Annotated in this window: 29 protein-coding genes; 17 read left to right on the top strand and 12 right to left on the bottom strand. The window is 65.1% G+C overall.

What is annotated here, in order from left to right; translation table 11 throughout:
• Positions 1 to 20: 20 nt before the first annotated feature.
• Positions 21 to 545, bottom strand: a complete 525-nt coding sequence (locus AYK61_RS23920; protein ID WP_121873604.1) for a histidine phosphatase family protein — start codon at positions 543 to 545, stop codon at positions 21 to 23.
• Complete coding sequence (locus tag AYK61_RS23915; RefSeq protein WP_121873393.1) at positions 532 to 1,074, bottom strand: GtrA family protein; 543 nt, start codon at positions 1,072 to 1,074, stop codon at positions 532 to 534. The genes AYK61_RS23920 and AYK61_RS23915 overlap by 14 nt, the downstream gene beginning before the upstream one ends.
• 62 nt (positions 1,075 to 1,136) lie before the next feature.
• Here AYK61_RS23915 and AYK61_RS23910 point away from each other — a divergent pair, with 62 nt between their 5' ends.
• Positions 1,137 to 2,330, top strand: coding sequence for an MFS transporter (locus tag AYK61_RS23910; RefSeq protein ID WP_121873392.1), 1,194 nt, complete (start codon positions 1,137 to 1,139; stop codon positions 2,328 to 2,330).
• Here AYK61_RS23910 and AYK61_RS23905 read toward each other — a convergent pair.
• The gene (locus AYK61_RS23905; RefSeq protein ID WP_121873391.1) at positions 2,309 to 2,914 is read right to left on the bottom strand and encodes a TetR/AcrR family transcriptional regulator; all 606 of its coding nucleotides are present in this window, start codon (positions 2,912 to 2,914) and stop codon (positions 2,309 to 2,311) included. The two genes, AYK61_RS23910 and AYK61_RS23905, sit on opposite strands and share 22 nt — an antisense overlap.
• A 386-nt stretch (positions 2,915 to 3,300) precedes the next feature.
• Here AYK61_RS23905 and AYK61_RS23900 point away from each other — a divergent pair, with 386 nt between their 5' ends.
• The 3 genes from AYK61_RS23900 to AYK61_RS23890 all read left to right on the top strand — a co-directional run bounded on the left by AYK61_RS23900 (position 3,301) and on the right by AYK61_RS23890 (position 4,932).
• The gene (locus AYK61_RS23900) at positions 3,301 to 3,621 is read left to right on the top strand and encodes a GAP family protein (RefSeq protein WP_183130527.1); all 321 of its coding nucleotides are present in this window, start codon (positions 3,301 to 3,303) and stop codon (positions 3,619 to 3,621) included.
• Between the two features lie 19 nt (positions 3,622 to 3,640).
• Positions 3,641 to 3,892 carry a hypothetical protein gene (locus AYK61_RS23895; RefSeq protein ID WP_121873389.1) on the top strand — a complete coding sequence of 84 codons (252 nt, stop codon included), beginning with the start codon at positions 3,641 to 3,643 and terminating at the stop codon, positions 3,890 to 3,892.
• Between the two features lie 92 nt (positions 3,893 to 3,984).
• Positions 3,985 to 4,932 (top strand): CPBP family intramembrane glutamic endopeptidase, encoded by a 948-nt coding sequence (locus AYK61_RS23890; protein WP_121873388.1) that lies wholly within the window; start codon positions 3,985 to 3,987, stop codon positions 4,930 to 4,932.
• Here the strand turns inward: AYK61_RS23890 and AYK61_RS23885 are convergent.
• The 3 genes from AYK61_RS23885 to AYK61_RS23875 all read right to left on the bottom strand — a co-directional run bounded on the left by AYK61_RS23885 (position 4,922) and on the right by AYK61_RS23875 (position 6,967).
• Entirely contained in the window at positions 4,922 to 5,431 is a 510-nt protein-coding gene (locus AYK61_RS23885; RefSeq protein ID WP_121873387.1) for a GNAT family N-acetyltransferase, read from the bottom strand. The genes AYK61_RS23890 and AYK61_RS23885 overlap by 11 nt on opposite strands.
• A 343-nt stretch (positions 5,432 to 5,774) precedes the next feature.
• A complete protein-coding gene (locus AYK61_RS23880) occupies positions 5,775 to 6,398 on the bottom strand; it encodes a disulfide bond formation protein DsbA (RefSeq protein WP_220709174.1) in 624 nt (207 codons plus the stop codon).
• Positions 6,395 to 6,967, bottom strand: coding sequence for a TetR/AcrR family transcriptional regulator (locus AYK61_RS23875; protein WP_220709173.1), 573 nt, complete (start codon positions 6,965 to 6,967; stop codon positions 6,395 to 6,397). The genes AYK61_RS23880 and AYK61_RS23875 overlap by 4 nt, the downstream gene beginning before the upstream one ends.
• 92 nt (positions 6,968 to 7,059) lie before the next feature.
• On the opposite strand from AYK61_RS23875, the gene AYK61_RS23870 reads away from it, so the two are divergent.
• The 10 genes from AYK61_RS23870 (at position 7,060) to AYK61_RS28085 (ending at position 16,822) form a co-directional block, all read left to right on the top strand.
• Positions 7,060 to 8,064 (top strand): ATP-binding cassette domain-containing protein, encoded by a 1,005-nt coding sequence (locus tag AYK61_RS23870; protein ID WP_259468259.1) that lies wholly within the window; start codon positions 7,060 to 7,062, stop codon positions 8,062 to 8,064.
• Positions 8,057 to 8,821 (top strand): ABC transporter permease, encoded by a 765-nt coding sequence (locus tag AYK61_RS23865; protein ID WP_121873385.1) that lies wholly within the window; start codon positions 8,057 to 8,059, stop codon positions 8,819 to 8,821. The genes AYK61_RS23870 and AYK61_RS23865 overlap by 8 nt, the downstream gene beginning before the upstream one ends.
• A gap of 156 nt (positions 8,822 to 8,977) precedes the next feature.
• On the top strand, positions 8,978 to 11,095 hold the full coding sequence (locus tag AYK61_RS23860) for an HNH endonuclease signature motif containing protein (RefSeq protein ID WP_121873384.1): 2,118 nt from the start codon (positions 8,978 to 8,980) through the stop codon (positions 11,093 to 11,095).
• 152 nt (positions 11,096 to 11,247) lie between these two features.
• On the top strand, positions 11,248 to 11,799 hold the full coding sequence (locus AYK61_RS23855) for a biotin transporter BioY (protein ID WP_183130526.1): 552 nt from the start codon (positions 11,248 to 11,250) through the stop codon (positions 11,797 to 11,799).
• Positions 11,796 to 12,923 carry an AMP-binding protein gene (locus tag AYK61_RS23850; RefSeq protein ID WP_121873383.1) on the top strand — a complete coding sequence of 376 codons (1,128 nt, stop codon included), beginning with the start codon at positions 11,796 to 11,798 and terminating at the stop codon, positions 12,921 to 12,923. Before AYK61_RS23855 ends, AYK61_RS23850 begins: the two co-directional genes overlap by 4 nt.
• Positions 12,920 to 14,038 carry a thiolase family protein gene (locus AYK61_RS23845; protein WP_121873382.1) on the top strand — a complete coding sequence of 373 codons (1,119 nt, stop codon included), beginning with the start codon at positions 12,920 to 12,922 and terminating at the stop codon, positions 14,036 to 14,038. The genes AYK61_RS23850 and AYK61_RS23845 overlap by 4 nt, the downstream gene beginning before the upstream one ends.
• Positions 14,039 to 14,048: 10 nt before the next feature.
• On the top strand, positions 14,049 to 14,729 hold the full coding sequence (locus tag AYK61_RS23840; RefSeq protein ID WP_121873381.1) for an energy-coupling factor ABC transporter ATP-binding protein: 681 nt from the start codon (positions 14,049 to 14,051) through the stop codon (positions 14,727 to 14,729).
• Complete coding sequence (locus tag AYK61_RS23835) at positions 14,726 to 15,367, top strand: energy-coupling factor transporter transmembrane protein EcfT (RefSeq protein WP_121873380.1); 642 nt, start codon at positions 14,726 to 14,728, stop codon at positions 15,365 to 15,367. The genes AYK61_RS23840 and AYK61_RS23835 overlap by 4 nt, the downstream gene beginning before the upstream one ends.
• Complete coding sequence (locus AYK61_RS28090) at positions 15,357 to 16,025, top strand: AMP-binding protein (RefSeq protein WP_259468258.1); 669 nt, start codon at positions 15,357 to 15,359, stop codon at positions 16,023 to 16,025. The genes AYK61_RS23835 and AYK61_RS28090 overlap by 11 nt, the downstream gene beginning before the upstream one ends.
• Complete coding sequence (locus tag AYK61_RS28085) at positions 16,022 to 16,822, top strand: AMP-binding enzyme (RefSeq protein ID WP_259468257.1); 801 nt, start codon at positions 16,022 to 16,024, stop codon at positions 16,820 to 16,822. Before AYK61_RS28090 ends, AYK61_RS28085 begins: the two co-directional genes overlap by 4 nt.
• Here the strand turns inward: AYK61_RS28085 and AYK61_RS23825 are convergent.
• From AYK61_RS23825 to aroQ, 5 genes are all read right to left on the bottom strand, one after another.
• Complete coding sequence (locus tag AYK61_RS23825; RefSeq protein WP_397485672.1) at positions 16,726 to 17,517, bottom strand: acyl-[acyl-carrier-protein] thioesterase; 792 nt, start codon at positions 17,515 to 17,517, stop codon at positions 16,726 to 16,728. The genes AYK61_RS28085 and AYK61_RS23825 overlap by 97 nt on opposite strands.
• A 36-nt stretch (positions 17,518 to 17,553) precedes the next feature.
• Complete coding sequence (locus AYK61_RS23820; protein WP_121873379.1) at positions 17,554 to 19,071, bottom strand: NlpC/P60 family protein; 1,518 nt, start codon at positions 19,069 to 19,071, stop codon at positions 17,554 to 17,556.
• Between the two features lie 119 nt (positions 19,072 to 19,190).
• Positions 19,191 to 19,778, bottom strand: a complete 588-nt coding sequence (locus tag AYK61_RS23815) for a vitamin K epoxide reductase family protein (protein WP_121873378.1) — start codon at positions 19,776 to 19,778, stop codon at positions 19,191 to 19,193.
• Between the two features lie 18 nt (positions 19,779 to 19,796).
• Positions 19,797 to 20,549, bottom strand: a complete 753-nt coding sequence (locus AYK61_RS23810) for a DsbA family protein (RefSeq protein WP_259468256.1) — start codon at positions 20,547 to 20,549, stop codon at positions 19,797 to 19,799.
• Positions 20,550 to 20,595: 46 nt separating this feature from the next.
• Positions 20,596 to 21,030 (bottom strand): type II 3-dehydroquinate dehydratase, encoded by a 435-nt coding sequence (gene aroQ, locus AYK61_RS23805; protein WP_121873377.1) that lies wholly within the window; start codon positions 21,028 to 21,030, stop codon positions 20,596 to 20,598.
• Between the two features lie 91 nt (positions 21,031 to 21,121).
• Between aroQ and AYK61_RS23800 the strand changes: the two genes are divergently transcribed.
• The 3 genes from AYK61_RS23800 to AYK61_RS23790 all read left to right on the top strand — a co-directional run bounded on the left by AYK61_RS23800 (position 21,122) and on the right by AYK61_RS23790 (position 25,015).
• A complete protein-coding gene (locus AYK61_RS23800) occupies positions 21,122 to 22,402 on the top strand; it encodes a nitrate/nitrite transporter (protein ID WP_121873376.1) in 1,281 nt (426 codons plus the stop codon).
• 106 nt (positions 22,403 to 22,508) lie between these two features.
• A complete protein-coding gene (locus AYK61_RS23795; RefSeq protein ID WP_121873375.1) occupies positions 22,509 to 24,203 on the top strand; it encodes an MDR family MFS transporter in 1,695 nt (564 codons plus the stop codon).
• A gap of 95 nt (positions 24,204 to 24,298) precedes the next feature.
• The gene (locus AYK61_RS23790) at positions 24,299 to 25,015 is read left to right on the top strand and encodes an alpha/beta fold hydrolase (protein WP_121873374.1); all 717 of its coding nucleotides are present in this window, start codon (positions 24,299 to 24,301) and stop codon (positions 25,013 to 25,015) included.
• On the opposite strand, the gene AYK61_RS23785 is transcribed toward AYK61_RS23790, so the two are convergent.
• Positions 24,969 to 25,706 (bottom strand): TetR/AcrR family transcriptional regulator C-terminal domain-containing protein, encoded by a 738-nt coding sequence (locus AYK61_RS23785; RefSeq protein WP_121873373.1) that lies wholly within the window; start codon positions 25,704 to 25,706, stop codon positions 24,969 to 24,971. The genes AYK61_RS23790 and AYK61_RS23785 overlap by 47 nt on opposite strands.
• Positions 25,707 to 25,800: the final 94 nt, after the last annotated feature.

The raw sequence follows: 25,800 nt of genomic DNA, 5'->3' as shown, positions 1-25,800 counted from the left end.
TGACTACCGACCAGCCCTGATCACTGCTCGGCGCGGGGGATGCAGAACTCGGTGATGGTGGCCGAGCCTGCGGCCAGTTCTGCCCAGGACGCCTCGGTGGTCAGCACTGCGATTGCCGAGGTGGGGAAGCGGTGTCGCACCTCTCGGGCCAGGTCGGTGTCGTCGTCTGCCGCCAGTTCGAGTGCGGTCCAGGGTATTCCGGGCTCATGCCCGACGACCAGCAAGGTGGATACCGTCACGTCGTCGAAGTAGGTGTCGGCCAGCCGAATTTCGTCGATGATCTCGTCGGCGGATCCGCCGTAGATGTCTCGCTCGAAGCGGGTGGGAGCGCCATCCAAGCCGGTGGCGGCCAGGGTTTCGCGGGTGCGCAGGGCCGTCGAGCACAGCACTGCGTCGACTCTGCCGACGTGCTCGGCAATCCAGGCTCCGGCGAGTGCCGCCTCGCGTTGGCCGCGGGCGGCCAGGGGTCGTTCGTGATCCGGTACTCCGTCGGGGTAGCCGGATTTGCCGTGCCGCATCAGCACGAGGGTCCTAGTGGTCGCCATGCCGTCCACCGTAAACGGTCAGGGCGACTGGATCGGGGAGAACGTCCACCTGCTCCGGGAAGACGAACTTGCGCATCGCCCACCATCGGAATGCGGTTGCCAACAACGTGCCGATGATGGATCCGCTGACGAAGTCGGCGATGTTCTCGGTGAGGAAGGACACGTTCGGCGACCGCAGATCCAGCATGTAACTCGACACCCACAGCGGTAGCTGGTTGATTGCCAGGCCGGTTCCGGCAACGGCGAAGAACAGCGCTGCTTCGTGGTGACGTCGTCGTCCGCCGCGCGCAGTGAACGACCATTCCCGGTTGAGGATGTACGACACGATCGTCGCGATCAGCACGGCCAGAACGTTCGCTGTCACCGGCTTGTCCTGCAGGATCGTCCACTTCAGACCGAAGAACAGTACGACGGTGACAACGAAGGTGATCGCTCCGACGATGAGGAACTTGAGGGCCTCGGCGTGCTTGACGAGGGGCTCGAGCCAGCGCTGGGGAACGTGGTCGGTGAGGCGGTCGGACACATGCATCCCATCGACGTTACCTCGAGTAACGGATCCGGCCGGCTCGCGAACGATAGGCTCGCAGCGATATGACTAGCGCCCGGCTGTCCGTTCTCGTCGTCTTCTTCGTCAATGGAGCGGTGTTCGCCAACTGGGCTCCGCGCATTCCGGAGATCCAGCGGTCGCTGTCGATCGACGTTGCCACCCTCGGCCTCGCGCTGACCGGAATCGGTCTCGGCGGGCTGGCTGCCGCGCCTGTCGCAGCTGCCTTGGTCCGACGCTTCGGCAGTCGGTGGGCGATTCTCGCCTCGGGTCTGTCGCTGTGTGCGGCGTTCGTGCTGCCTGCGGTGGCTGTGTCGTGGTGGACGCTGTTGGCGGCGCTGGTGCTGCTCGGCGGGGCAGACGCAGTGATGGACATTTCGATGAACGCGCAGGGCGTCCTCGTCGAGGAACGCGCGGGGAAGTCGCTGCTGAGCAGCTTTCATGCCGCATGGAGTGTCGGTGCCGTCGTCGGGGGAGTGACCGGCGCGGCCGCGGCCGGTATCCGGATGCCGGTGGTAGCGCACTTCGCTCTGATCGCGGTGGTGCTGATGCTCGCTCTCGCTGCCGTCGGCCGGGGTCTGGTGGGTCCGGAATCGGTGGCGCGCGTCGATCACGAAGACCGAGCGCCGGGGCCCGTTCTCGTCCGGCCGACGGCTGCACTGGCCCTGCTCGGGGCCGTGGTGCTGCTCGCCGGGCTGATGGAGGATTTCCCGCAATCGTGGAGCGCTGTCTACATGACGACGGAAGAGGGTGCGGGCCCGGGTGCGGCCGGTATGGCGTTCGTTGCGTTTTCGGCCGCGATGCTGATCGGCCGGTTGGTCGGGGACCGGATCGTCGATCGGTTCGGACCGTCGGCGGTGCTGACCGGAGGCGCGTCACTGGTGGCGGCGGCGTTCCTCGTCATCTTGGGTCTGTCGCTTCTGGCCGCGGATCTACCGGTCCTGGTCATCGGTGCGTTCGCGGTTGCCGGCCTGGGTGCGAGCCCGCTGTTTCCCATCGTCTTCAGCCTGGCCGGGCGGCTTCCCGGTGTGTCCTCGGCAGCGGCCATCTCGATCGTCTCGCTCGTCTCTCGGATCGGATTTCTCGTGGCTCCCTTGGTCGTCGGTCGCGTCGTGGATGCGTCGGGCTTCGGATCGGTGTTGGGTGCCATCGCCGTCGCCGGTTCTGTCGTCGCGGTGATCGGGTGGTACTACGGCCGCAGATTCCCCGTCGAGTCGGCTCAGGGCCTCGGCTCGAGGTAGGTGCGCAACAACCGACGTACCTCGTCGGCTGCGAGCTGCTCGGGATGCGTCACTGCCTGCAGCGTCAGTCCGTCGATGAACGTATGCAGTTCGGCTGCTGCACGTTCGTCCGCACTGCTGTCGAAGGTGAAGGCGGGGGAGTTCGGTCGATCGAGATCGTGCAGGTGCGCCCACGCGAGCCGGCACAGGTAGCGGCTGCCGAACCACCCGGCCGTCTTGAGGGCGGCGAGTCGCTCGTCGAATCTGGCTCTCACGATCGCTTCGAGCCACACCCACGCCTCGGCGCGGCGGTCCTCGTCGAGGGGCAGCATTTCCTCGAGGACGCGGATCGCGCGAACCAGGCCGTCACCGTCGGTTGGGTGCGCCTCCAACCGATGTACGACGCGTTGCGTCATGGCCTCGGCCGCGAAGAGGACGAGTTCTCCCTGATCGGAGAAGTAGTACCGCAGTGATCCGGGGGAGACGCCGGCTTCGGCGGCGACGCTGCGTACCGTCGCCCCGTCCATTCCTGCTCGTTCGATGACGCGCCACACGGCGGCGACGATCTCCGCCCGGCGTGCGTTGTGGTCGACGATCTTCGGCATCGGTCTGTTCTAGCACGAGGAAATTGTTTTAACACACTTGTGTTGAAATCCTGTTACGGTACAGCTGTGTTAATTCAGCTGACCGGGCTCGCGCTGGTCGACAGCATCGGCGTCGGGACTCTTGCGGTTCCGCTCTGGATGATGCTTCGGCCGTCGTTCCGGGCGCGTGTCGTTCTGCTGCACCTGGGCGTGTTGGGTCTGCTCTACCTCGGGGTTGGCATCGCAGTATGGGCGGCCACCGATGGCCTGAGCGTTGCTGTTCCTGGCGACGCCCGGGTTCGGCTGGCGGTGGGTGTTGTGGTTCTGATCATGGGCCTGCTCTGGGACCGTCGGCGGCGAGTCCCGAGCAGTGCGTGGTGGACGCGGCCCCGGGGAGTGTTCGCGGGGTGGTCCTGCTTGCCGTCGCTGTGGGCGCGGTGGAGGTGGCGACGATGCTGCCCTACTTCGCAGCGATCGACGTGGTCGGTGATGCCGGACTGGGGTGGGAGTTCTCGTCGCTGCTGCTCGCGGCGTACGTGCTCGTGACTCTCTCGCCTGCCCTTGTCCTGCTCGCGGCCAGAGTGTTTGCGCAGGAGCGTGTTTCGTCGATCACGCCAGCTCTGCTCCGGCGCGTGGATCGCTGGAGTGGGGACGTGTGGGCGACGGTGTTGCTTGTGGTGGGCGCGCTACTGGCCGCGAATGCGGCGATCGAATTGAACCTGGTCTGAATCGATGAGAGGAAACACGATGAAAGCAAGAGATGCGCGCAGCATCGTCATGATTGTCGCCGGCGCTGTGCTGGCGCTGTTCTTCTGGGACCTGCAGGTGTTCTGGTTCCAGGGCGGCCCGATCGGCTGTGTTCTGGTGGTGCTCGCGATGGTGGACGTGTGGGAATCGCGTCGCGGTGCCCCCAAGAAGGGGCTGCTCGCGGAATTACGCGACGACATCGTCGGTCACAAGGATTCCGGCGATACATCTGAGCGTGACACTCGGTCGTGATCCGTATCGCCACGACGGTACTGAATTCTCGGCCCAAGCGTGATAAACAAGCAGTTCGGCGATGCTGTAACGAGCGGAATGGTGGTGACCTGGTGACGAGCGGTGTCCACGCGGGGCTCTCTACTCGCTCGACGCGGGGTGGTCTCACCGCTGCCGGTACCGCCGTGATGGTCCTGGGTCTGGTGGCCGGTTGGGTTGTCGTCTACTCGGTGAGCCTGATGGGTGCGCTGTGGCGCTTCCGGGAACCCGACGCGCCGGCTCCGATTCTCTCGATGGGGGATCAGTGGGCCGATCTGGCTGTCGGCGCGGCGCAGGTGGCGGTGGGGGCCGTGGCAATCGCCGCCGTGTACTTCGCTCGACGTCGGAAGCTGCCTGCGGTGTGGCCGACCCGCAGTGGCACCGCGAGCGAGGCCGCGCTCACCTGGTGCGCCGCGATCGGTGCCGCGTCTGCTTCTCTACTCGTGTTGTCTCGTTTGGACATCGTCCGCTTCAGCTTCTCGGTTCCGGCCTCGGTCGAATCCGATTGGCTCGCAGTGGTTTCTGCTCTCGCCGTGGGTCTACGCGAGGAGCCGATTCTGGTGGCGCTACCGGTGTTGCTGCTCGTGGGCCGGCTCCCGATCTGGGCGATCATGGCGTTGTCGGCCACGATGCGAGGCCTTCTCTACATGTACTTCGGCGGCGGCGGATTTCTGTGGGCGCTGTGCTGGGGTGCCGCGGCGGTCTGGGTGTTCTACCGCTACCGGCGGCTGTGGGTGTTGATCGCCATCCACGGACTGGTGATGAACATTCAGGTGTTCGATCGCGTCATTCCGTCCGAGAATGCGGCGACCGTTCTGCAGTGGGTCAACATTCTGATCCTGTTCTCGGCGCTACTGTGGTGGATCACCCCGCGTGCCCTGGATGCGTTTCTGCCCAACACGGTGGCCGTTCGGTACGGCGATGCGACCGTCGCGACGACCCCGATGGTGGCCGAGGTGGTACTGAACCCCGAGAAGCTCGATCCCGACGAAGCCAGACGAGAACCTCCGGTCAAGCCCTGACCATGCGGGCTTCGATGCACTCCCAGATCGGGTCGAACTTCTCGGTGCCGTCCAGCTCGAATCGATGCTTGCGGTAGAACGCCACGGCGCGATCGTTGGCCGCTGCCACCCACAGGTATGTGGATGCCTCCGGGTCGATCACGGTGGTCATGAGTTCTGTTGCGACGCCGGTGCCGTGGTGCTCGGGCACGACGTTCAGTGACCACAGTTCGGTCGACGCAGGCGGATTGTCGTCGCGCGGTGGGCCGCCAGTGGCGAAACCGACGATGCGTGAATCGATGGTGTCGACGGCGCACCGGGTCCGCACACCGCGGCTCGACTGCTCGTCGCGTCGGGCGATGATCTGCTCCCATCGTTCGATGCGGTCGCGAGGGCGTATCGCATCGAGCTTGGCGCTGTTCATCATTCCCGCGTACGTCGCCTTCCAGATCGCCACGTGCGCTGCACCGAGCTGTTCTTCATCGCCCGGGCGGATGTCACGGATCGTGTAAGCGGCCACGGTTGTAGTTATACCGACACGACTCGAATTGGTCGTCGGGATTTCTTGTCGGAAGCTTCTGTGGCAGTCCTGGATCAAGACTTCGGTAGCACTTCGGATTGTTGCGGCCGTGACATTTCGACCCCACGCTGTGGTTTTTCGAAGCGTCGGGTACCGACCGGTTCGAGATGGACGGGAGTTCGATTCTGCCGCATGCGTTGATCGGCTCTGCCGGGTTCGATTCCCATCTCGAGGTTGGGCGTCATCATTGCGCTGAGCCTCACCTTCGGCCCGCTTTGCCAACCCCCATCGCTCAGATAGGACGCGGGGCGAGGAGGTCAATGGCCCTCGGAGGGAGCGCCATTCAACTCTTGAGCTCGCGGAAGGCGCGAACCGATGACAGCTGTAGGAGGGCTTCCCAGAGGGTGATCGCGTCCTCGCGGTCGACAGCGTCGCGCAGAACCGGGCCGAAGAATGCACGCTTGTCGCCCTGGGATGTGGTGATAGCCAGAACAGGCGTGCCGACTTCGGCCTCGATACGGTCGAGTCCGTCGTGATGGGAGCGGCGCAGCTCAGCGTCGTGGCCGGTATTCATGCCGGCCCCGGCGAGTGAGGTGGGTAGACCCGACCTCGAGAGTGCCTCGGTGATATCACCGATCCATTCCCGTTCGGCACCGTGGGGGTCGGTCCACAACGCGCTGTAGAAGGTGCCGAGCGCATCGTGCCCGTGCTCGGTTTGGACTGCTACTGCCACACGTGCGGGAACCCAGAGATAGCCGTGGGTATCGCCTTCGGGGTCGACATCGCGGTGCTCGTTGAGCACCGACAAACTCATCACACGCCAACGCACGGTCAGCTGCACTTCATTGGCGATCTGGACTATCCAACGTGCTGTGTAGCGGGTGAGTGGGCAGGCAGGGTCGAGCCAAAAGTCCACCGTCCAACCGGACTCTTCGTACTCGGGCGTCGCGACCACGCTGGCGCTCACGTCAGTCCGCCGGGCAGAGCGGTAATACCCCGCTCCAGTGTGCGGTTCACGGTTGCGACTACTTCGAACTTGGCCAAAGAGCCCTGCGCAACTTGCTCGAACGCGGTGTACGAAATCCCCCACAAGACCTGCTGCATCCATTCGGCGGTGACCTCGCTGTCGAATACGCCCTCCGCCTGCCCGCGCCTGATGAGCTCTATCACTGGATCTCGCGGCGTCGGAAGGTCTGGCTGGGCTGTGGGCACGACGTCGCGCATGAGGGACTGGTCTCCGAACACGAACATAATTGCCTCGCTGACCGAAGCCAGTGCTGCAACCACGCGGCGCATCGCATCCAGCGGGTGCCCGGTCTCAGGCTGCGCCTCGGCAATCGCAGCGCCGACCGACTCGAGTGCATGTCTCACGGCGGCGCGGACCAGACCGTCGCGCACGGGGAAGTAGCGATGCAACGTCGTGCGACCAACCGCGGCGGCCTCGGCGATCTCTGGCAAGGTCGCCGCTCGCTCACTCGCCCAGGTGCGTACGGCCGCAGCGACTATGGCTTGTTCGGTTCGGCTTTTCGCGCTCACGGAAAGATGGTACCAACGACTACTCATAGGGAGCTTTGGGTCTCAAAAATGGAAGTTTGAAGTTCTTCTTTGGATATTTTAGTATCCATTGCATGGGCGAAGTGGCGATGATCAGGGCCGAAGGGCTGCGTAAGACCTTCGAGGCCCGAGGGGGCACGATCGAGGCGGTGCGCAATGTCAACCTTGACGTCGCCACTGGCGAGCTGGTGGCGCTCCTCGGACCGAACGGAGCGGGCAAGTCCACGACACTCCGGATGCTGACCACACTGCTGCCGCCAACAGCAGGCAGCGTGCATATCGCAGGCCATGATGTGGTTCGGGAGCCGGGCCGGGCACGTGAGGCGATCGGGTACGTGGGCCAGAAGAACGCCTCCGGAGTAAGCCATCGCATCCGCGACGAGCTGGTCACCCAGGGGCGCTGCTACGGCCTGACGAGCGGCGATGCGCGCCGCCGCGCCGATGAGGTGCTCGAAGTTCTCGGTCTCGGCGACCTGGCCGCGCGCACCCCCGACACGCTCTCGGGCGGTCAGCGACGCCGGGTGGACATAGCCCTCGGCCTGATCCACAAACCCAAAGTGCTCTTCCTCGACGAGCCCTCCACAGGCTTGGATCCGCAGAGTCGGGCCGGATTGTGGGATCAGATCCAGCTCCTCCGCCGGCAGCACGGCATCACCGTATTGCTGACCACTCATTACCTCGACGAGGCCGACCGAACAGCCGACAGGATCGTGATCGTCGACCGCGGGGAGGTGATCGCCAACGGCACGGCCGATGCCCTGAAGGCGGACTTAGCAGGCGACTGGATTCATATCACCACGACCGACGCCGAACGCGCGGCACCTAGTCTCCGTCAGATTCCGGGAGTCTCCGTTGCCACACAAGAGGGTAACCGGCTGAGTGTCCGAGTTGCAGACGCCGAAGCCTCGATGCCGGTAGTCCTGCGGTGCTTGCACAACGACGCGATCACCGTCAGTCGAGCTAGCTTGCAGCGTCCCTCGCTCGACGAAGTGTTTCTCAACCTCACCGGGCGCCGCCTCGATGATTCGGGCGGCGCTACCCAAACCGCCGTCGAGCCGAATGCGGCCATTCATGCCTAGTCTCATCCGGGACATCACCACCGTGTTCTCCCGCGAGATCACGCCAGAGATCCGATCTCCCCTCAGCATTCTTTTCGCCATGGGACAGCCCCTGCTTTTCCTGGTGCTTTTCGGCTCGATGCTCGTCGGCGCAGGAGCGGACCTGGGCGCGAGAGGGGGCGACGTCTGGCAGTGGTTCCTACCGGGCATCCTCGTGATGATGTGCCTGATGGGACCGCTCTCGGCCGGTCACGGCATGCTGAGCGAACTCAATGGAGGGCAGATGGAACGCTTCCTTGCTACCCCCATCAGCCGCACCTCAATAGTCCTCGGACGGACCGCCAAGGACGTCATCATTCTGTTCGCCCAGGCGACCCTACTCACTGCCATCGCCATTCCGCTGGGTATGAATTTTCATCTCCTGGGTGCCCTAGCCGCGATGGCACTACTGATCGTCATGGCCACGGGTCTCAGCGCCTTCTCCTACGTCCTCGCCATTGCCTCGATGCCCAGTGGGAACCTCTTCTGGATCGTCACCCAGATGCTGATCTTCCCGACCACATTGCTCTCGGGCATTCTGCTCCCCGTCTCGTCAGGTCCCGGCTGGCTGAGCGGCATCGCTGCGATCAATCCGATCACCTACATCGTCGACGCCGCCCGAGTGCTGTTCATAGGCGATTTCCTCGACACCTCGGTTCTCCGCGGCACGATCGTGGCCGCAGTGGTCGCCGCGGTCGGCCTCGTGCTGTCCACTCGCACGATGAAACGTGGGATCTGAGCGAAGATGCGGCGGATCTGAACCCGGCTCGAGGTACCGTCACCTGAGTCCTCGGTACGAAGAGTGCCACGCCTGTTCGGCCCCACAACTGTTACCGCTGTACTGGTGCTGGGACATTGCATTTTCTTGTCGTACCCCTCTCGTACTATCGAAATCATGTTCGATACCGGTGGGTGGGGGGTGGCGGAGACGCCGCCGGTCGATGACTGCATTGCGGGGTTCCTCGACGTCATCGCGCTCAACCGTGTCAACGAGAACCTTGCTCGGGCGGCGACCGTGCTCGCGTACTGCGACGTGCTCGAGATGCGCCTCGAAGCAGCCGAAGCCGACGGCGGAGATCCAGGCGAGACCGTCCGCGGTGCCCTGTGCGATCTGGCCGTGACGATGACCGGAACGCGTCGCGATGCGTCCGTTGTGCACGATGTCGCGGAGCGTCTGCATCGAATGCCGTTGACGGCCTTGCGTTTCGTGACCGGCAGCTTCGACTGGTCGACAGTTGTCACGATCACCTCCGTGCTTCATCGCGCCAGTGACGAGGCGATTGCGGCAATCGAGTACGAGGTCTGTGCCGCGGGTGGCCGGATGCGTCCGCAGGCCTTGCGCAACCGGATCTGGAGACTGTGGATGAAGGCCGATCCGGTCGGTGCCGCAGCTGCCCGCGAGACCGCGAAGTCCGAGGAGGTCGGTGTGCGGATCGACCGCACCGGTCCGGGTGGGATCGCGTCGCTCATTGCGAAGATCACCGATCTCGAAGCAGCGGAAGCGGATGCCCTCATCGTCGAGATCGTCGGGACGGTCTGCAAGCGCGACCCACGATCGACAGGGACGCTTCGGGCAGCGGGTCTGATGGCGTTGCTGCACGGCGAGCATTCACTCGCATGCCAATGCGATCGCGGAGACGACTGCCCGGTGGCCGGCGCTGCCGACGATATTCCTCCTCGGCGCGGGCATCTCCTCCAGATCGTGGTGGCGGTGGAGACGCTGCTGGGGCTGTCCTCGGAGCCCGCGACCCTCGCCGACGGCACGCCCATCGACCCCGAAGTGGCGCGCATAGTCGCCACCGACGCGAAGTGGCAGGCGCTGCTGACCGAGCTGGTCGAGATGCTGAAGCCCGAACCGAGAAACACGGGGGAAGACGGATCGAATGTTGATGGCCCGGACGATGGCGGCTCCAGCGATGACGGCCCGGGTGAAGAGAGCCGGGACGACGAAAGCCGGGACGACGAAAAGCGTGACGATGACGGCCAGGACGGCGATGGGCTGGACGGTGGCCCCGATGACGGCGGTCCGGACATAGGTGGTCCGGATAGTGGCGGTCCGGACGATGGCGGTCCTCGTAATGGCGGCGGCAGCACGTGCCGCCCCGACGGCCCGGCCCCGGAACGCTCCGACGGTCGTTCGCACTCCGGTCCCGGCCGTGCCGGCTTCCGCAGTGGCGATGTGCCGGGTTCGGTGTCGGGTCCGTTCGGGCCGTTCTCGACGGCTCCGTCGCTGTTGCGTCGAGTCGTCGGCATGGGTCGGGTGCGCGGTGCCGCCGAGCTTCCGTCCGTGCGTCTCGTAGGTGCCCACTGCCTCCCACCTGCAGTCCCGGTACTGGGGGAGGAGTCTGTCCGCGACGGGCTCGTCGCACGGTGGCTTGCGTGGATCGCCGAACAGCCCGAGCGTGCTCGCGGCATCTTTCCCGACGGTCATGGCGGCGAGTCCGCTCCGTCGCAGGCGGCGGTGACGTATCGGCCAGGTGCCCGCGTCGTCGCGTTCGTTCGGGCTGCCTATCGCACGTGTACGTTCCCGAACTGCGACGTGCCGTCGGCCCGGTGCCAGATCGATCATCTGGTTCCGTTCGATCACGACGATCCCGAGCGCGGCGGCTGGACGATCGTGACCAATCTTCAGCCGGTGTGCGTGTTTCATCATCAGGCCAAGACCTCGGGGGCGTGGTCGGCGGTGATGCTCGCAGGCGGCGCGATTCTGTGGTCGAACTCCCTAGGTCTGCGCAAAGTCACGTTGCCGGAGTTGTGCATCGCGACTCCCCGCCTATCCCGCCGACGGCGAAGGGGCTCGTCCCGGCCAGGGGCGAGCCCGGTCGAACCCACCCGCTGGGAGCTCGAATTCAGCGGGTGTGCACCGCCGACTCTCGACGAATTCCGCTCTGCAGCAACAGATGTCGACCGAGGAAAGTTGGCGGAGAAGCGGCGGGCCTACCTCGAACACTGTCGTGTCGTCCATGCGCGCGTCCGATACGACCGCACCCGATACGACCCTCCGCCCTTCTGATCAACACCCGTGCCGGTGTGGCACAGGCCGTTGGCCTGCTACCTTGAACGCCGTTCAAGTCTCTGGGGCAGGTCACCGCCCCACTCCTCGAGGAGCCACCCGTGTCAGATGTCGACAGCAGTACTCGCCCGCCGAGCCGTAAGGTCAGCCGAATGAACGTCTCCGCCCGCGACATGGCGCAGATCGCAGTGTTCGCAGCACTGATCGCTGCGCTCGGCCTGCCGGGATCGATCACGGTCGGATTCTCGGGCGTCCCCATCACCTTGCAGACCCTCGGCATCATCCTGTCCGGTGCCATCCTCGGACCCCGCAAGGGCACGGCCGCAGTCCTGGTGTTCCTCGCGCTGACGATGATCGGTCTGCCGCTGCTGGCCGGTGGACGCACCGGTCTCGCCGCCATGGCCGGGCCCACCGTCGGGTACCTCATCGGCTGGATACCGGCCGCATTCCTGATCGGCCTGCTCACAGCGCGCATCCTGCCCAAATACTCGATCGTGCTCGGCCTGCTGATCAACGCGATTGGCGGAATCCTGGTTGTCTACGCATTCGGCATCATCGGACTCGTTCTGCGCACAGACGTCGGAGTCTTGGCCGCCGTCACGTCCAACGGACCCTTCCTGCCCGGTGACATCGCCAAAGTCGTCGTCGCCACCGTCGTCGCCAAGAGCGTCCACCGCGCGTACCCGGGCCTGATCAAGGCGTGACTCTGACGCTGGGAGGTCGAGGTCGCGACAACAGCACAGCTATCGCCTGGGCGGATCGCACCCTCACCTACGCTGACCTCGACGCCGCCGTCGAGCAATGGCCTCACCTCCCGGTGCACGGGGCTCGATCACACGACGCATCGGCATTGGAGCTGCCGGATGCGTTGATCTGCGTTTTCGCCGCAGCTCGCCAGGGCAACGCGGTCCGAGTCGAGGACCCGGCCGCCCGTCCCGAGCGCCCTACGCACACCGATCCCGACGCGTTCCTGCTGGTGGCGACCTCGGGCTCCACCGGCCGCCCGAAACCGCTCGCTCGCACTGCCGCGTCGTGGGTCGACAGCTTCCCCGAGTTCACCGAGATCACGGGTCTTCGCCCCACCGATACCGTGCTCATCACCGGACCGCTGCACGCCACGATGCACCTGTTCGCCGCGGTGCACGCACTGTGGCTGGGGGCCTGCGTCACCGACGATCCTGCCCAGGCCACTGCCGTTCATGCGGTGCCTGCGGTACTCCGTGACGTCCTCCGCCGGATGCCTCGTGCGCGGATTGCCGTCGCAGCCGGTTCCGGCCTCGATGATGCTGCCGCACAGACGATCTCGGCGCAGCAAATCAGGCTGGTCGAGTACTACGGCTCGGCGGAGCTGTCGCTGGTGGCGGCGAGGGTCGTGGGCGAACACTCGTCACTGAGACTGCTCCGGGAAGTCGAAGCACGCACCGAGGACGGGTACCTGTTCGTCCGATCGCCGTACGCTGCACTCGGTGCGCGCGGCTGGTTCGGCGTCGGTGATCTGGCCGAACTGAACGGCTCCGAACTTCTCGTCCACGGCCGCGGGGATGCAGCGATCAACGTGGGCGGAACCACCGTGATCGCCGAGGACGTGGAGAACATCCTGACCGCACTCGACGGCGTCCGAGCTGCGGCGGCGATCGGCACACCGCACGCGGTTCTCGGCGAAACGGTCTCTGCCGTCATCGAACTCGATGGAACCCGCGACCTCGACCTCGTTCGCGCCGACGCTCGCGCAATAATGGCCAAGGAAGCACTGCCGCGACGCTGGACGGTGGTGCAGCAGTTGCCCCGCACCTCCAGCGGCAAGATCGCCCGCGGGTCGCTCCTGTGATCACTCCCGTCATCGTTGCGGCGAAACGTACGGCAATCGGTATCGCCGGGCATGGCTTCGTCGATGTCACCGCCCCGAACCTTGCCGCACCGGTGCTGAAAGCCGTTGCAGCAGAGATCAGCTCACTCGGCATCCCGATCGACGACGTGATCCTCGGCAACTGTCTCGGTCCCGGCGGCGACGTCGCACGTGTCTCGTCGCTGCTCGCGGGTCTCGGTGTCGGCGTTCCAGGAGTCACCGTCGATCGGCAGTGTGGATCCGGGCTCGACGCCGTCATGCAGGCCGCGTCGCGCATCCGCAGCGGCGACGAAACGCTGATTCTGGCCGGTGGCGTCGAATCTGCCAGCACCAGCCCGTGGCGATTCTGGCCGCCGGTCGACGGCCAAGATCCCGTCCGCTACACCCGAGCGCCGTTCGCGCCGCACGGCTTCGAGGACCCGGACATGGGTGTGGCGGCGGACGACCTCGCGCGAATCCGCGGTATCGGGCGCGAACGCCAAGATGCTTACGCTGCACGGTCGTTCGCGCGAGCGGCGGCCTGCGACTTCTCGGCCGAGATCGTCACTGTGAACGACGTCGCAACCGATGAGCGCATCCGCCCCAACATGACCGCCCAGCGGCTCGGCAGGCTGCGCCCCACCTTCACCTCCGACGGCACGGTGACCGCGGGCAACTCGTGCGGAATATCCGACGGGGCAGCAGTTCTGGCCATCACCACGGCCGAGCGGGCAGCCGGGATGCCGGCATTGCGCATCCTCGGCAGTGCGGTAGCAGGGTCCGACCCGGCTCTCCCCGGGCTCGGTCCGGTGCCGGCGATCGAGAAGCTGCTCGCGCGCACCGGGGTGGTCCTCGAGGACATCGACACCGTCGAGATCACCGAGGCGTTCGCGTCGGTCGTGCTCGCGGTCTCGGATGAATTGGGCCTCGACGAAGGCCGCATCTGTCCGGAGGGCGGAGCCATCGCCATGGGGCACCCGTGGGGAGCATCGGGCGCAATTCTGCTGGTACGGTTGGCCTCTCGAATGCTGCAACCCGGAGGCCCGGCACTGGGCCTGGCGGCCTGCGCCATCGGCGGCGGGCAAGGAATAGCGATGCTGGTGGAGCGAGCAACATGAGCGGGTGTTTATGAGCACGATCAAGTTCGAGAACATCTCGCACTCGTTCGGGGAACGGCAGGTGCTCAGCAGCATCGACCTCGAGTTCGACGAGCGCCGCATCGGCATCATCGGATCCAACGGTTCGGGTAAGTCGACGCTCGCCCGGATGATCAACGGTTTGATCAAGCCCGATACCGGCCGCGTCACGGTCGACGGCGTCGACGCTGCGAAGAAGGGGGCGCAGGTTCGTAAGAAGGTCGGCTTCGTGTTCACCGATCCCGATTCGCAGATCGTGATGCCGACGGTCGCAGAGGATCTCGCGTTCTCCCTGCGTAGATCCGGGCTCAGCAAAAAAGAGGTGTCGGACCGCGTCGACGAAATCCTGGTCCGCTTCCGTCTCGATCAGCACCGCGACCATCCGGCGCACCTGCTCTCGGGTGGACAGAAGCAACTGCTTGCCATCGGTGCCGTCCTCATCCGACGGCCGGAGGTGGTCGTTGCGGACGAACCGACGACGCTGCTCGATCTGCGCAACGGACGCGTCGTCGCGCAGGCTCTCGATTCGATGAACCAGCAAGTCATCGTCGTGACACATCAACTTGCGCTGCTGGACAGCTTCGAGCGCGTCATCGTCATCGACGACGGCCGTATCGCGTTCGACGGCACCCCCGCCGCCGCGGTCCCGGCCTACCGGGAGCTGATCGGATGATCGGTCTCTACCGGCCCGGCACCTCGCTGCTGCACCGGATGAGCCCGGGATCGAAGCTGCTGGCGCTGATCTTCGCGATCCTGGCGACGGTGATCTTCGCGCGCACCCCCCTCGAAGTAGGTGTGGTGGCGCTGCTGGTGGCGGCATTGTTCGCGGCGGCTCGAATCCCGGCGAAAGTTGCACTGGCGCAACTACGTCCGGTGCTGTGGATGCTGCTGATCATCGGCGTCTTCCAGGTGATCATCACTACCTGGCAGCGCGCCGTGGTGGTGTGTGGGGTGCTGGTGATCTCTGTTGCTCTGGCAGCTCTGGTCACCCTCACCACCCGGGTGACCGACATGCTCGATACCGTCACCAGGGCGCTCGGCCCCGTCCGACGCTTCGGGGTCGACCCGGATCGCATCGGACTGCTCTTGGCCCTCGCCATTCGATGCATCCCGCTGCTCGCGTCCATCGTGCAAGAGGTGTCGCAGGCCCGTAAAGCACGCGGACTGCAATGGTCGATGACGGCACTGGCAACGCCGGTCCTCGTGCGCGCCCTCCGCACGGCCGACGCGATGGGCGATGCGCTCGTCGCGCGCGGTGTCGATGACGACGGCGCAGATGACGATGAAGTTGAAAAAGACCATGACGAGTGAGCTTCTCGCCGCCCGGGTAGCGCGGCATTCCGACCGTCCCGAGGCAGCTGTCGTCGATGCGACCGGTGGAATCACCTACCGGGAATTCTGGGATCGGGTGACACGCACGGCGACGGAGCTTTCTCACAGATTGGCAGGGAAGCGTCGCATCGCGGTACTGCCGACCTCGGATATCGGGTCCTTGGTGGTCGTCGTCGCGGCGATGCATGCGGGGGTCAGTGTCGTTCTGCTGCATCGACATCTGTTGGCTCATGAATTCGCCGACGTCATCGCGGTGTGTAAGCCCTCTCTGATCGCCGCGCATCCGCGCCAGCACGGGCGGTTGCATGGTTGGGGTGCAGGCAACGTGTTCGCACCCGATGATCTTGCACTCGGGCCTACCGAAACCACCCCCACGGCCGCACCGAATTCCGAGTTGCTCGTGGGCGTCACGTCCGGAACCACTGGCCCGCCCAAGTTGTTCGTGCGCAATCAGGCCTCGTGGGCGGCGACGCTGGACCGCTCCGATGCCCTGCTCGATCTGGGTCGCGGCAATCGGGTGTCCGCACCCGGCACAGTCGATCACACGCATTTCCTCTACGGCGCACTGCACGGGCTCACCCGGGGGGGGCGACGGTCGACCTACGAGAGCCGACAGCGGCTCTCGAAGATGCTGTGACCCATCTGTATTCGGTCCCGACCATCGCCTGGGACATCGCTCGCTCGGGAGTGCGATCGACGAGTGTCCGTGAGGTGCTCTCGTCCGCGGCGCGGTGGGCACAATCGGGTAGGGCCGCACTGGCAGCGGTACTGCCCAATGCAGTGCTGACGCACTTCTACGGCGCGTCCGAGCTCAGTTTTGTCTCCTACGACCGAAGCGACAGCAACGGCACCGAGGTCAGCGGACAGCTGTTCGATGGGGTCGAGGTCGAGATCAGGGACGAGCTGCTGCACGTCCGCAGCGACATGCTGTTCGACGGCTATCTGAGCCGAGTGGGAGACCACACCACCCTGACGAACGGGCCGGACAATAACGGGTGGATGACCGTCGGCGATCGCGGCAGTGTCGAGGACGGTCGACTGACCTTGCACGGCCGCGGCAGCGAGACGATCGTCCGGGCCGGTCTCATGGTGGAGCTGACTCCGATCGAGGCCGCCTTGCTCGCAGTTCCCGGTGTGCTCGAGGCCGGGGTGGTCGGGTTGTCCCACGACCGAACCGGCGAGGAGCCCGCGGCCGGAGTTGTTGTTGCGCAGAACGATCCGATATCCGTGGCTCGGATCCGCCGCCACCTACGCACCGTGCTGCCGGGCCCAAGCCTGCCGGTGGTGCTCGCCATCCTGGACAGCCTGCCGCGTACGCCGCGCGGCAAGCTCGACCGTCAGGCTCTGGCGGCAACCTTGGCGACGGTGCGCACCGTTGGCTCGCCCGATGCTCCGGTGACGACGAACCAGACGGTGAGCGCCCCGCCGTCGTAGCGGTGGCGCAGAGTGACACGTTCGTTGGCCAGCACCGGGGTCAGGTACTCGATGACGGCGCGGTGCGGCGCCGCGGCCAGCTCGGGCACGTCCACCAGCAACTCCTCGATCGCGTGCCAGTAGGCAGCGTTGTTGAGGTGGTTGAACGGGTCGATATCGGTTGCGCGCAAAGGGAACTGCAGATCGGTGGGCGATTCGGCCGGCACCGGCTCGGTCAGCCATGCCTTCCACCGCAACCGGTGTTGATCGGTGGTTCGGGCCAGCATTTCCAGTGCGCCGTCGCTGATGCGGGTCGGCATTCCGGTGTCCTTGCTGATGTTGATCCAGAAGCCCTCGGTCTCGATGCGCCCACCCTTCGGTGTCGTCAGTGCCACGCGCATGTTCGACCACCGCGTCGACATCGACGAACACCAACGCCGCATGTGCACTCGGTCCGGGAAATGGATCGGCTCGAAGACGTCGATGACGGTGCGCCGCACGATCCACATGGGATCTGTCTTGCCCAGGGGAGTGGCGTCGAGGTTGTCGGTACCGATGTCCTGCAGGTAGCGGGCAACGCCGTCGAACCTCAGTCGGTTGTTCGGATCGATGTCGCCCGTCCGCACCGGCCAGTTGGTCTCGAAGCCTTCACCGGGAGGCGGCTCCGGTGCCAGTTCGTCGTCGAAGCCGGCCGGTTCCACGCGTGCATTGGTCACGACCGCACTGTACGCGGACAGGCCGAGTGTGCACCGCTAGACGATGTGACGGGCGCGCATTCCGTCGAACACCGGTGCTACTCGAACGACGTCGCCGCGTTGGGGTGCATGCACCATCTGCCCGTTGCCCATGTAGATCGACACGTGACCCGGCCCGGCCGGTCCGAAGTTGCCGAACAGCAGATCGCCCGGTTGCGCGAGCTCCATCGGGATCTCGGTGCCCACGTTCCACTGAGTTTCCGAGGTGCGGGGCAAGGTGACCTTTCCGCCCGAGGCCTTGTAGAGGGCGTACGACGTCAGGCCCGAGCAGTCGAATCCGCCACCGGACGGTCCGTTGATGTTTCCGCCGCCCCAGACGTACGGCAGTCCCAGGTAGTCCATCGCCAACTGCACCGATCGGCCGCCGATTCCGGTGAGGTCGAGTCCGGCGAACGGGGTGAGGATGGCCGCGAACTGCGCTTCGGTCGCCCGGATGCGAGAGACGTACGGCTTGGTCTGCGTCTCGTAATCGAATGTGCCCGAGGGCATTCCGCCCGATCGCAGTACCGCTCCCGCGCCTGCGTTGTATCCGGCCAGGGTCAGATCCAAGGTGTCACCGGACACCCTGCCTTCCCGCTTCCAACCGTCGACCTGTCCGTAGATATCGCACAGCAGGGTGCCCGACGCCATCACCGAATCACCGATGCTGTTGACGTCGATGACGCCGTTGCCGTCGTAGTCCTTGCCGTACGTCGCCCAGGTGCCGGGCATGAACTGCCCAGGACCTTGCGCGCCGGTGCTCGAGACCGGAGCAGTGGGGCCGTGTCGAAAGCCGTTCTCGGCGGCATACAGTGCCGCGATCGTCGTCGCCTTGACGCCGCCGCAGATGTTGCCTGCCTTCTGCAGCCACGGCACGAAGGCGGTGATGGCTCCCACTGCACCCAAAGCGATCGGGCCCACATTGATGCCGGTGAACGTGGCGGGTTGACCGGGGAACAACGCGCGCCGAATGGCCTCGGCCGACGCCATGAATGCCGTCTGGGTGGCGATATCGGCGGCGGTGTACGTGCGGCCGGCAAATTGAACGGCACCGGCACCGAGTGCGGCCGCAGTGGTGGACACCGCACTCGACGAGAACACACTGAACGGCAATGGCGCCGAGGGGGAACCGGTAGCAACTGCGGTGGGGAGTGCGGCCAGTGCATCTTCCGGCGCGGTCGGCACCGCTGCCCCGGTGGCGGCCGCTTCTGTATCGGCTGCCTCTGTATCGACTGCTTCGATGTCTTCCACCGTCGGCAGGTCGGGGAGCATCGGTTCGGCGGCGGTGTGCAGGCCCTCGGCGGCGTCGGAGAGGGTGCGGTCGGCGATGTCGGCGGCAGGTTCGGGCAGAGTGCCCAGGAGTTCGGTCCACTGATCGCTCATCGTCGTTGCCTGTTCCTCGGCGTTGGCGGCAATCTCTGCCGCCTGATCCTGCACCGCCTGATCCGGAATCGGAGCCGGGGCGTCCGTTCCGGCGACAACACCGGCGGCGGACACGATGACGGCAACGATGACTGCGAATGGATCGCCTGCCATGTATCGACTCCTGCTACTCGAACGATCTTCCCCGAGCCAGTAGCTGTGATCAGGCTCACTCGGGTGCTGCACCCATCATGCACGGTGCAGACGTTCGACTCATGAGTTTTGCGAAACTGTCAGAACAGGGATGCCCAATAGTCCGAGAAGCGGATTCCGATGAGCGCGACGACGATTGCGTACCACACCGCGAGCAGCGTCCACCGCCATTCGAGGAAGAGACGGCCGACAGTGCCGCCGTTGTTCGGGCCGGAGCCGACCAATCGGCTCAGAGACAGCACGAACAACGGCATCGTCACCGCCCACACCACCATGCAGTAGGGGCACAGAGCGTTGATCTCGTACAGGCTCTCGAAGATCAGCCAGTGCACGAACACTTCACCGAGCAGCAGGCCCGCGCTCAGTCCGAGCCAGAACCAGTGCGGCAGTTCGACGCGGCCGAGCCACAGCACCCCGGCGACGAGAGCGACGGAGAAGGCGACGATGCCGAGGATGGGGTTCGGGAAGCCGAAGAGCGCCGCCTGTTTCGTCACCATCACCGACCCGCACGAGAGCACCGGATTCAGGCTGCACGACGGGACGTACGACGCGTCCTCGAGCAGTTTGAATCGCTCGATCGTCAGCGTCAGCGCAGCGAGTAACCCGAGAGCGCTGAACAGGGTGAAGACAGCTGGGCCGACAACTGCAGCGCCTGCTCGGGTTCGCATGGTTCGGTTACCAGTTGCTCAGTTACCGGCTGCGGCGGCGAGGATGTTCTCGGGCGTCGGGTTAGCGATGTCGGTGCCGTTGACCCGGACGTTCGGTGTTCCGTTGATGCCTTCGCCGAGGACCGACTGTGTCTGGGTGGTGACCCAATCGGTGTAGCTGCCGTCGGTGATGCACGACGCGACGGCGGGGGAGTCGGCACCGGCAGATGCGGCGATCGCGACGAGCTCGTCGTCGGTCAGTCCGGTACCGCCCTCGGACGGCTGCTGCTCGAACATGGCGGTGTGCCAGTTCATCCAGTTCTCGCGGTCGTTCTCGGCGACGCAGACAGCAGCGCTCGCGGCGCGCGTCGAGTACATGGTTCCGTTCGAGAACCGGTCGAGAATGGAGATGGGGCGATAGTCGACGGCGACATTGCCTGCGTCGGCCAGCTGCTGCAACGTCGATCCGCTGATGGACTCGAAGTTCTTGCACGCCGGGCACTGGAAGTCCTCGACGACGCTGATGACGGTGGTGGCGTCGGGGTTGCCGAAGCGGATGGCACCGTCGTCCGTCAAAGACGCGGGGGTGAGCTGGGCTCCGGTCGACGCGCCGGAGCCTGCGGCGGGAGATGCATCCCCCGACGTCGAATCCTTGTTGACGATGAACAGTGCGATTGCAGCCACGAGCGCGATCAGAACGACTGCGACGACGATCTGGATCAGAGTCCGACGATTCTTGTCGCCGTTCTGCATGGCCTTGATGTCTTTGGAGACGTTCTTGCTCGTGTTCACGCGGCCAGTCTAGGCAGTCGATCCTGAGCGCCGGATGAGAGCTGTGTCAGATGAGAGAAGCGAGCCGTTGGATGGCGAATCGGTATCCGTCGATCCCGAGTCCGGCGATGACACCGCTGGCGATGGGGGAGACGAAGGAGTGGTGCCGAAACTCCTCGCGGGCGTGCACGTTGGAAATGTGCACCTCGATGATCGGCACCTCCGGGATGACGAGTGCGTCGCGCAGTGCCACGGACGTATGCGTCAACCCGCCCGGATTGATGACGATGCCCGACGCCACCCCACGGGCCTCGTGAATCCAGTCGATGAGCTGGCCCTCGTGGTTGGACTGCTCGGCCCGGACGGTGAGTCCGTGCTCGGCGCCGGTCTTCTCGCACAGGGTGACGACGTCGGCGAGAGTGGCGTGGCCGTACACCTCCGGCTGCCTGGTGCCGAGCATGTTCAGATTCGGGCCGTTCAATACCAGTACCTGTTCGGCCATGACTCGACTCGCTTCCCATACTCGACGAACTACCGCGTCCGATCATTTCACAGAGCCCTTGAGAGACTGTTCCGGTGAAAGCAGTGACCGCGTGAGAACCGTGTGGGTGGTGTGGGGCGTCGGTGTCTTCGCCTACATCGTCGGAGTGCTGCACCGGACGTCCTTCGGCGTCGCCGGCCTGAGTGCGGCCGATCGGTTCTCGGTGTCGCCGTCCCTGCTGTCGTCGTTCGTGGTGCTGCAGGTGATCGTGTACGCGGGAATGCAGATCCCGGCCGGGGTACTGCTGGATCGCATCGGTTCGCGCAAGATGATCGCCGCGGGCGCGTTGATCATGGCGTCGGCTCAGATCACGCTGGCGCTCACGGAATCGCTCCCCATCGCGGTGGCTGCGCGGGCGTTCGTGGGTGTCGGTGATGCGCTCACGTTCATCTCGGTGCTGCGGTTGGTGCCGCGCTGGTTCTCGCCGCGACGAGTGCCGATCGTCTCGCAGCTGACCGGTCTGCTCGGCCAGCTCGGCCAGGTGCTCTCCGCGGTCCCGTTCTTGATTCTGTTGAACGGACCCGGCTGGACGTTCGCGTTCGGCAGCGCAGCGGCACTCGGGCTCCTCGCCCTCGTACTGGTTCTCGCGCTCGTCAGGGATCGCCCCGACGACGGTGCTGCCCCCGTGTTCGAGCCGACGACGCTGCGACAGACCCTCGCCTCCATCGCCGAGGTGTGGCGTCGGCCCGGCACCCGGCTCGGCTTCTTCTCGCACATGGGCACCCAGTTCTCGATCACGGTCTTCGCCTTGCTGTGGGGTGTGCCGTATCTGACGTCGGCGCAGGGCCTGTCGGCATCGACGGCCGGAGCGTTGCTGACGATGTCGGTGCTGGCCGCGGTGGCGTCGGGCATCGTGGTGGGTCTTCTCACCGGGCGCTACCCGATGCGTCGGTCGTGGCTGGTACTGGCGATCATGATCAGCAACGCGACGATGTGGGCGATCGTGTTGGCGCTGCCAGGACCCGCGCCGCTGTGGTTGCTGGTGCTGCTCGTCGTGGTGATCTCGGTGGGTGGTCCGGGATCGGTGATCGGGTTCGATTACGCCCGCACGTTCAATCCGAGCGCCAATCTGGGGACGGCGCAGGGGATGGTGAATATCGGCGGCTTCCTGGCTTCGCTGTTGGTGATCGCGGCGATCGGATGGATTCTCGACGCGATGGGCGGGTACACGTTCGACGGTTTCCGGGTGGCGTTGCTCGCGCAGTTCCCGGTGTGGATCGTCGCGATCACCGGGGTTCTGTTGACGCGGCGCAAGACTCGGCGGGTGCTCGCTGCCGAGGGCATTCACCCGCACACGATGCGTGAGGTGCGAGACCGGATGAGGCGTAAGTAGACCACCTGCCTTAATTCGTTGCACAGACGGCGTTCTGCGCGCATGCTGGTGTCCCGAATATCGTTGTAGGACACAAGTAAACGCTATGTAGAGGTGCGTCAAAAAGATGGTAACCGAGCCTGAAGTGACCTCAGCGACCGGCGAGTATTCGCATCGCGAGATCATGACGATTCTGTCGGGCCTGATGATGGGCATGTTCCTCGCGGCCCTCGATCAGACCATCGTCTCGACGTCCGTCCGCACCATTGCCGACGACCTCAACGGGTTCTCGGTTCTGGCCTGGGTGACGACGGCCTACCTCATCACCTCGACGGTCTCGACCCCGTTGTACGGCAAGCTGTCCGACCTCTACGGGCGCAAGCCGTTCTTCATGACGGCCATCTCGATCTTCGTCGTCGGATCGATGCTGTGCGGCATCGCGACGTCGATGTACGAGCTCGCCGCCTTCCGTGCCGTCCAAGGCCTCGGTGCAGGTGGTCTGATGTCGATGGCCCTGGCGATCATCGGCGATATCGTCCCGCCGCGCGAACGTGCCAAGTACCAGGGCTACTTCCTGGCCGTGTTCGGGACGTCCAGCGTGCTCGGGCCGGTCATCGGTGGACTGCTCGCCGGGCAGTCGTCGATCCTCGGAATCACCGGCTGGCGTTGGGTTTTCTACATCAACGTCCCGCTGGGCATCATCGCACTCGTGGTGGTGTGGCGAGTACTGAACCTGCCGGTGTATCGTCGCGAGACGCGCGTCGACTGTTGGGGCGCAGTACTTCTCAGCGTCGGCCTCGTGCCGCTGCTCATCATCGCCGAGCAGGGACGCGTGTGGGGATGGAGCTCGCCGCGGGCCCTGCTGTGCTTCGGAATCGGAATCGTCGGCGTCATCGCGTTCGTGCTCGCCGAGATCAAGATGGGCGACGACGCCCTAATCCCCATGCGATTCTTCCGAAACCCGTTGTTCTCGTTGTGTATTGCTGTCAGCGTCATCGCCGGAGCGGCCATGTTCGGCGGCATCTCGCTGCTGCCGCAGTACCTGCAGGTGGTCAAGGGATCCTCGCCGACACTGGCCGGCTACCAGACCCTGCCCCTCGTCGGTGCCCTGATGATCGCGTCGATCGTCTCGGGTCGGATGATCTCGAAGACTGGGCGCTACAAGATCTTTCCGATCGTCGGTACGGCTCTGATGGCCATCGCGATGTTCGTCTTCCACTACGTGCACGCCGATACCCCGCTGTGGCAGACGATGGTCGTCATGGGTGTGTTCGGCCTCGGTCTCGGTTCGATGATGCAGCCGCTGACCCTGGCCATCCAGAATGCGATGCCGCCCAAGGACATGGGTGTATCCACCTCTGCCGCAACGTTCTTCCGACAGATCGGTGCGACTGTGGGCATTGCCGTCTTCCTGTCGATGCTGTTCACCCAGCTGACCCCGAAGACGGGTGACGCGTTGGTTGCCGCGAGTTCGACCCCGGCGTTCCAGCATGCGGTACAGAGCGCGGCAACGAGTTCCGATCCCCTGCAGTCCGGTTTCGCGCAGGCCATCGCCTCGGGTGACGCCTCCGTTGCAGGCAGTGCACTGCAGGACAGCTCGTTCATTCAGAAGCTCGAACCTGCTCTTGCCGAGCCGTTCCGCATCGGCTTCTCCGACGCCATGGACTACGTGTTCCTGGCAGTGTCGATCCTGATGCTCCTCGGATTCGTGCTGGTGCTCTTTTTGAAAGAAGTGCCGCTACGGACGATGTCGGGTCTGGCCGCTGCGCAGCAGGAACGAGACGAAGAACGCGCGAACGAGGCGGGGCCCGGTCTGGTCTGATCGGGGCCCTCCGGTGAGTTTCGGGCGACGCGCAGGTCTGCACAGGTAGCCGGGCGAGGCCGCCGCTGGTGGATCCGGGTGCGAATGGGAGTTTCATGACAGAGCGCTCGGTACAGCTAGGGCCGGTGCAGACCTGGTACGCAGAGGTCGGCGACGGGGAGCCGGTGGTGTTTCTGCACCCCGGTGGTGTCGACGCGCGGGCGCTCGACGTCACCGTCGCCGGCCTGGCGTCGACGATGCGGGTGTACACCCCCGAGCGTCGGGGCCACGGCCGAACCCCCGATGTCGAGGGGCCCGGACTGTCGACGGCGTTGACCTTTGCGGATATGGCCGCCGACACCATCGCGTTCATCGAGCAGGTGGTCGGTGGACCGACGAAGCTGGCGGGATGCAGCGACGGCGGTGTGGTGGCCCTGCTCGTCGCACTGGAGAGACCGGATCTGGTGGAGCGCCTCGCCTGTGTGGCAAGCGTGTTCCACCGCGACGGCTGGGGCGGTGGAATGTCCGGCCAGACCGAGCGAAGCGATTTCGTGCGCAGGCTCGACGACATGCACAGCACCGATCCGGCGCTGACGCCCGAGATGCTGGCCGAGCTGTCGGTCCGCACGCTGGTGATGATCGGCGACGACGACGAGGTGAGCATCGAGCACGCCACCGAGTTCTATCGCAGCGTGCCGGTCGCCGAACTCTCGATCGTGCCGGGCACTTCCCATGGGCTCTTGGTCGAGAAGCCTGCGCTGTGCAACGCGATCCTGCTGGACTTCCTCACTCGAGACTCAGTGCAGACTTTCGCGCCGATTCGGCGGGCGTGACAGCCTCGGCCGGCACAACGGTGCGCACGAGACCTGCGAACAGGACGTCCAGGCCACGCTCGAGTTCGTGGGCACCGTCGTACGCGGTGATGAGCGGCGGCAGAGTGGACAGCAACGGAAATTCGTCGACGGGTAGTCGGCGCAACGCCAGGCTGAGGCGGTCGCCGGTCTCGTCGGGGTTCTCGGGCATTTCCTGAGTCTCGCTCAGCAGGTGACCGCGGAGGAAGGACTTGAGCAGCCGATAGGTCGACAACGCTTCGGGTGCGGTGAATCCTGCGTTGATCAGCAACGCCAGCACGCTTTCGAGTGACCTCAAAGACCTCGTGGTGCCCAGTCCGAGCGGCGTTCGATGAGGGCGGGTGGACAGCAGAATTACCGCGTGCGGATGCTCGAGGGCGAGACAGCGATAGTGCCGAGCGAACATTCGTAGTTGTCCCTGCCAATCGGCATCGGTCACATCGACCGTCACGAGCGGACTGAGTATCGAATCGGCGATGGCGTCGAGTAGTGCCTCCTTGGTCGGGAGGTACCGGTACACGGTCATCGGATCGCGATCGATCGACGCCGCGAGGCTCCGGATCGACAGGCTGTCGAGGCCGGTGCGATCGACGATGCACAGCGCGGCCGACACCACGTACTCGCGGTCGATCTTGCCCCTGGAGTGTGGGCCGAATCGGTCTGTTGTGGACATCGGCTGGCACCCCTTTCGTAAAGCAGTAAACCGACCGGTAAGTAGCCCCAAACAAACTTGTTGTTCGGCAACACTTTTCGCTTGACTCGGGATG

The sequence above is a fragment of the Rhodococcus sp. SBT000017 genome (genome assembly GCF_003688915.1).
In the GTDB taxonomy this organism is placed as follows: Bacteria; Actinomycetota; Actinomycetes; order Mycobacteriales; family Mycobacteriaceae; genus Rhodococcoides.
The sequence above is the reverse complement of the archived record's forward strand: the minus strand, read 5'-3'. Positions and strand labels throughout refer to the sequence as shown.

Coding starts and splice junctions, on each gene's coding strand:
- AYK61_RS23915 (WP_121873393.1), bottom strand. CDS start 1,074: ATGCATGTGTCCGACCGCCTCACCGACCACGTTCCCCAGCGCTGGCTC.
- AYK61_RS23790 (WP_121873374.1), top strand. CDS start 24,299: ATGACAGAGCGCTCGGTACAGCTAGGGCCGGTGCAGACCTGGTACGCA.
- AYK61_RS23905 (WP_121873391.1), bottom strand. CDS start 2,914: ATGCCGAAGATCGTCGACCACAACGCACGCCGGGCGGAGATCGTCGCC.
- AYK61_RS28090 (WP_259468258.1), top strand. CDS start 15,357: ATGACGAGTGAGCTTCTCGCCGCCCGGGTAGCGCGGCATTCCGACCGT.
- AYK61_RS23920 (WP_121873604.1), bottom strand. CDS start 545: ATGGCGACCACTAGGACCCTCGTGCTGATGCGGCACGGCAAATCCGGC.
- AYK61_RS23860 (WP_121873384.1), top strand. CDS start 8,978: ATGTTCGATACCGGTGGGTGGGGGGTGGCGGAGACGCCGCCGGTCGAT.
- AYK61_RS23840 (WP_121873381.1), top strand. CDS start 14,049: ATGAGCACGATCAAGTTCGAGAACATCTCGCACTCGTTCGGGGAACGG.
- AYK61_RS23795 (WP_121873375.1), top strand. CDS start 22,509: ATGGTAACCGAGCCTGAAGTGACCTCAGCGACCGGCGAGTATTCGCAT.
- AYK61_RS23865 (WP_121873385.1), top strand. CDS start 8,057: ATGCCTAGTCTCATCCGGGACATCACCACCGTGTTCTCCCGCGAGATC.
- AYK61_RS23910 (WP_121873392.1), top strand. CDS start 1,137: ATGACTAGCGCCCGGCTGTCCGTTCTCGTCGTCTTCTTCGTCAATGGA.
- AYK61_RS23855 (WP_183130526.1), top strand. CDS start 11,248: ATGAACGTCTCCGCCCGCGACATGGCGCAGATCGCAGTGTTCGCAGCA.
- AYK61_RS23815 (WP_121873378.1), bottom strand. CDS start 19,778: ATGCGAACCCGAGCAGGCGCTGCAGTTGTCGGCCCAGCTGTCTTCACC.
- AYK61_RS23785 (WP_121873373.1), bottom strand. CDS start 25,706: ATGTCCACAACAGACCGATTCGGCCCACACTCCAGGGGCAAGATCGAC.
- aroQ (WP_121873377.1), bottom strand. CDS start 21,030: ATGGCCGAACAGGTACTGGTATTGAACGGCCCGAATCTGAACATGCTC.
- AYK61_RS23870 (WP_259468259.1), top strand. CDS start 7,060: ATGGGCGAAGTGGCGATGATCAGGGCCGAAGGGCTGCGTAAGACCTTC.
- AYK61_RS23895 (WP_121873389.1), top strand. CDS start 3,641: ATGAAAGCAAGAGATGCGCGCAGCATCGTCATGATTGTCGCCGGCGCT.
- AYK61_RS23820 (WP_121873379.1), bottom strand. CDS start 19,071: ATGGCAGGCGATCCATTCGCAGTCATCGTTGCCGTCATCGTGTCCGCC.
- AYK61_RS23835 (WP_121873380.1), top strand. CDS start 14,726: ATGATCGGTCTCTACCGGCCCGGCACCTCGCTGCTGCACCGGATGAGC.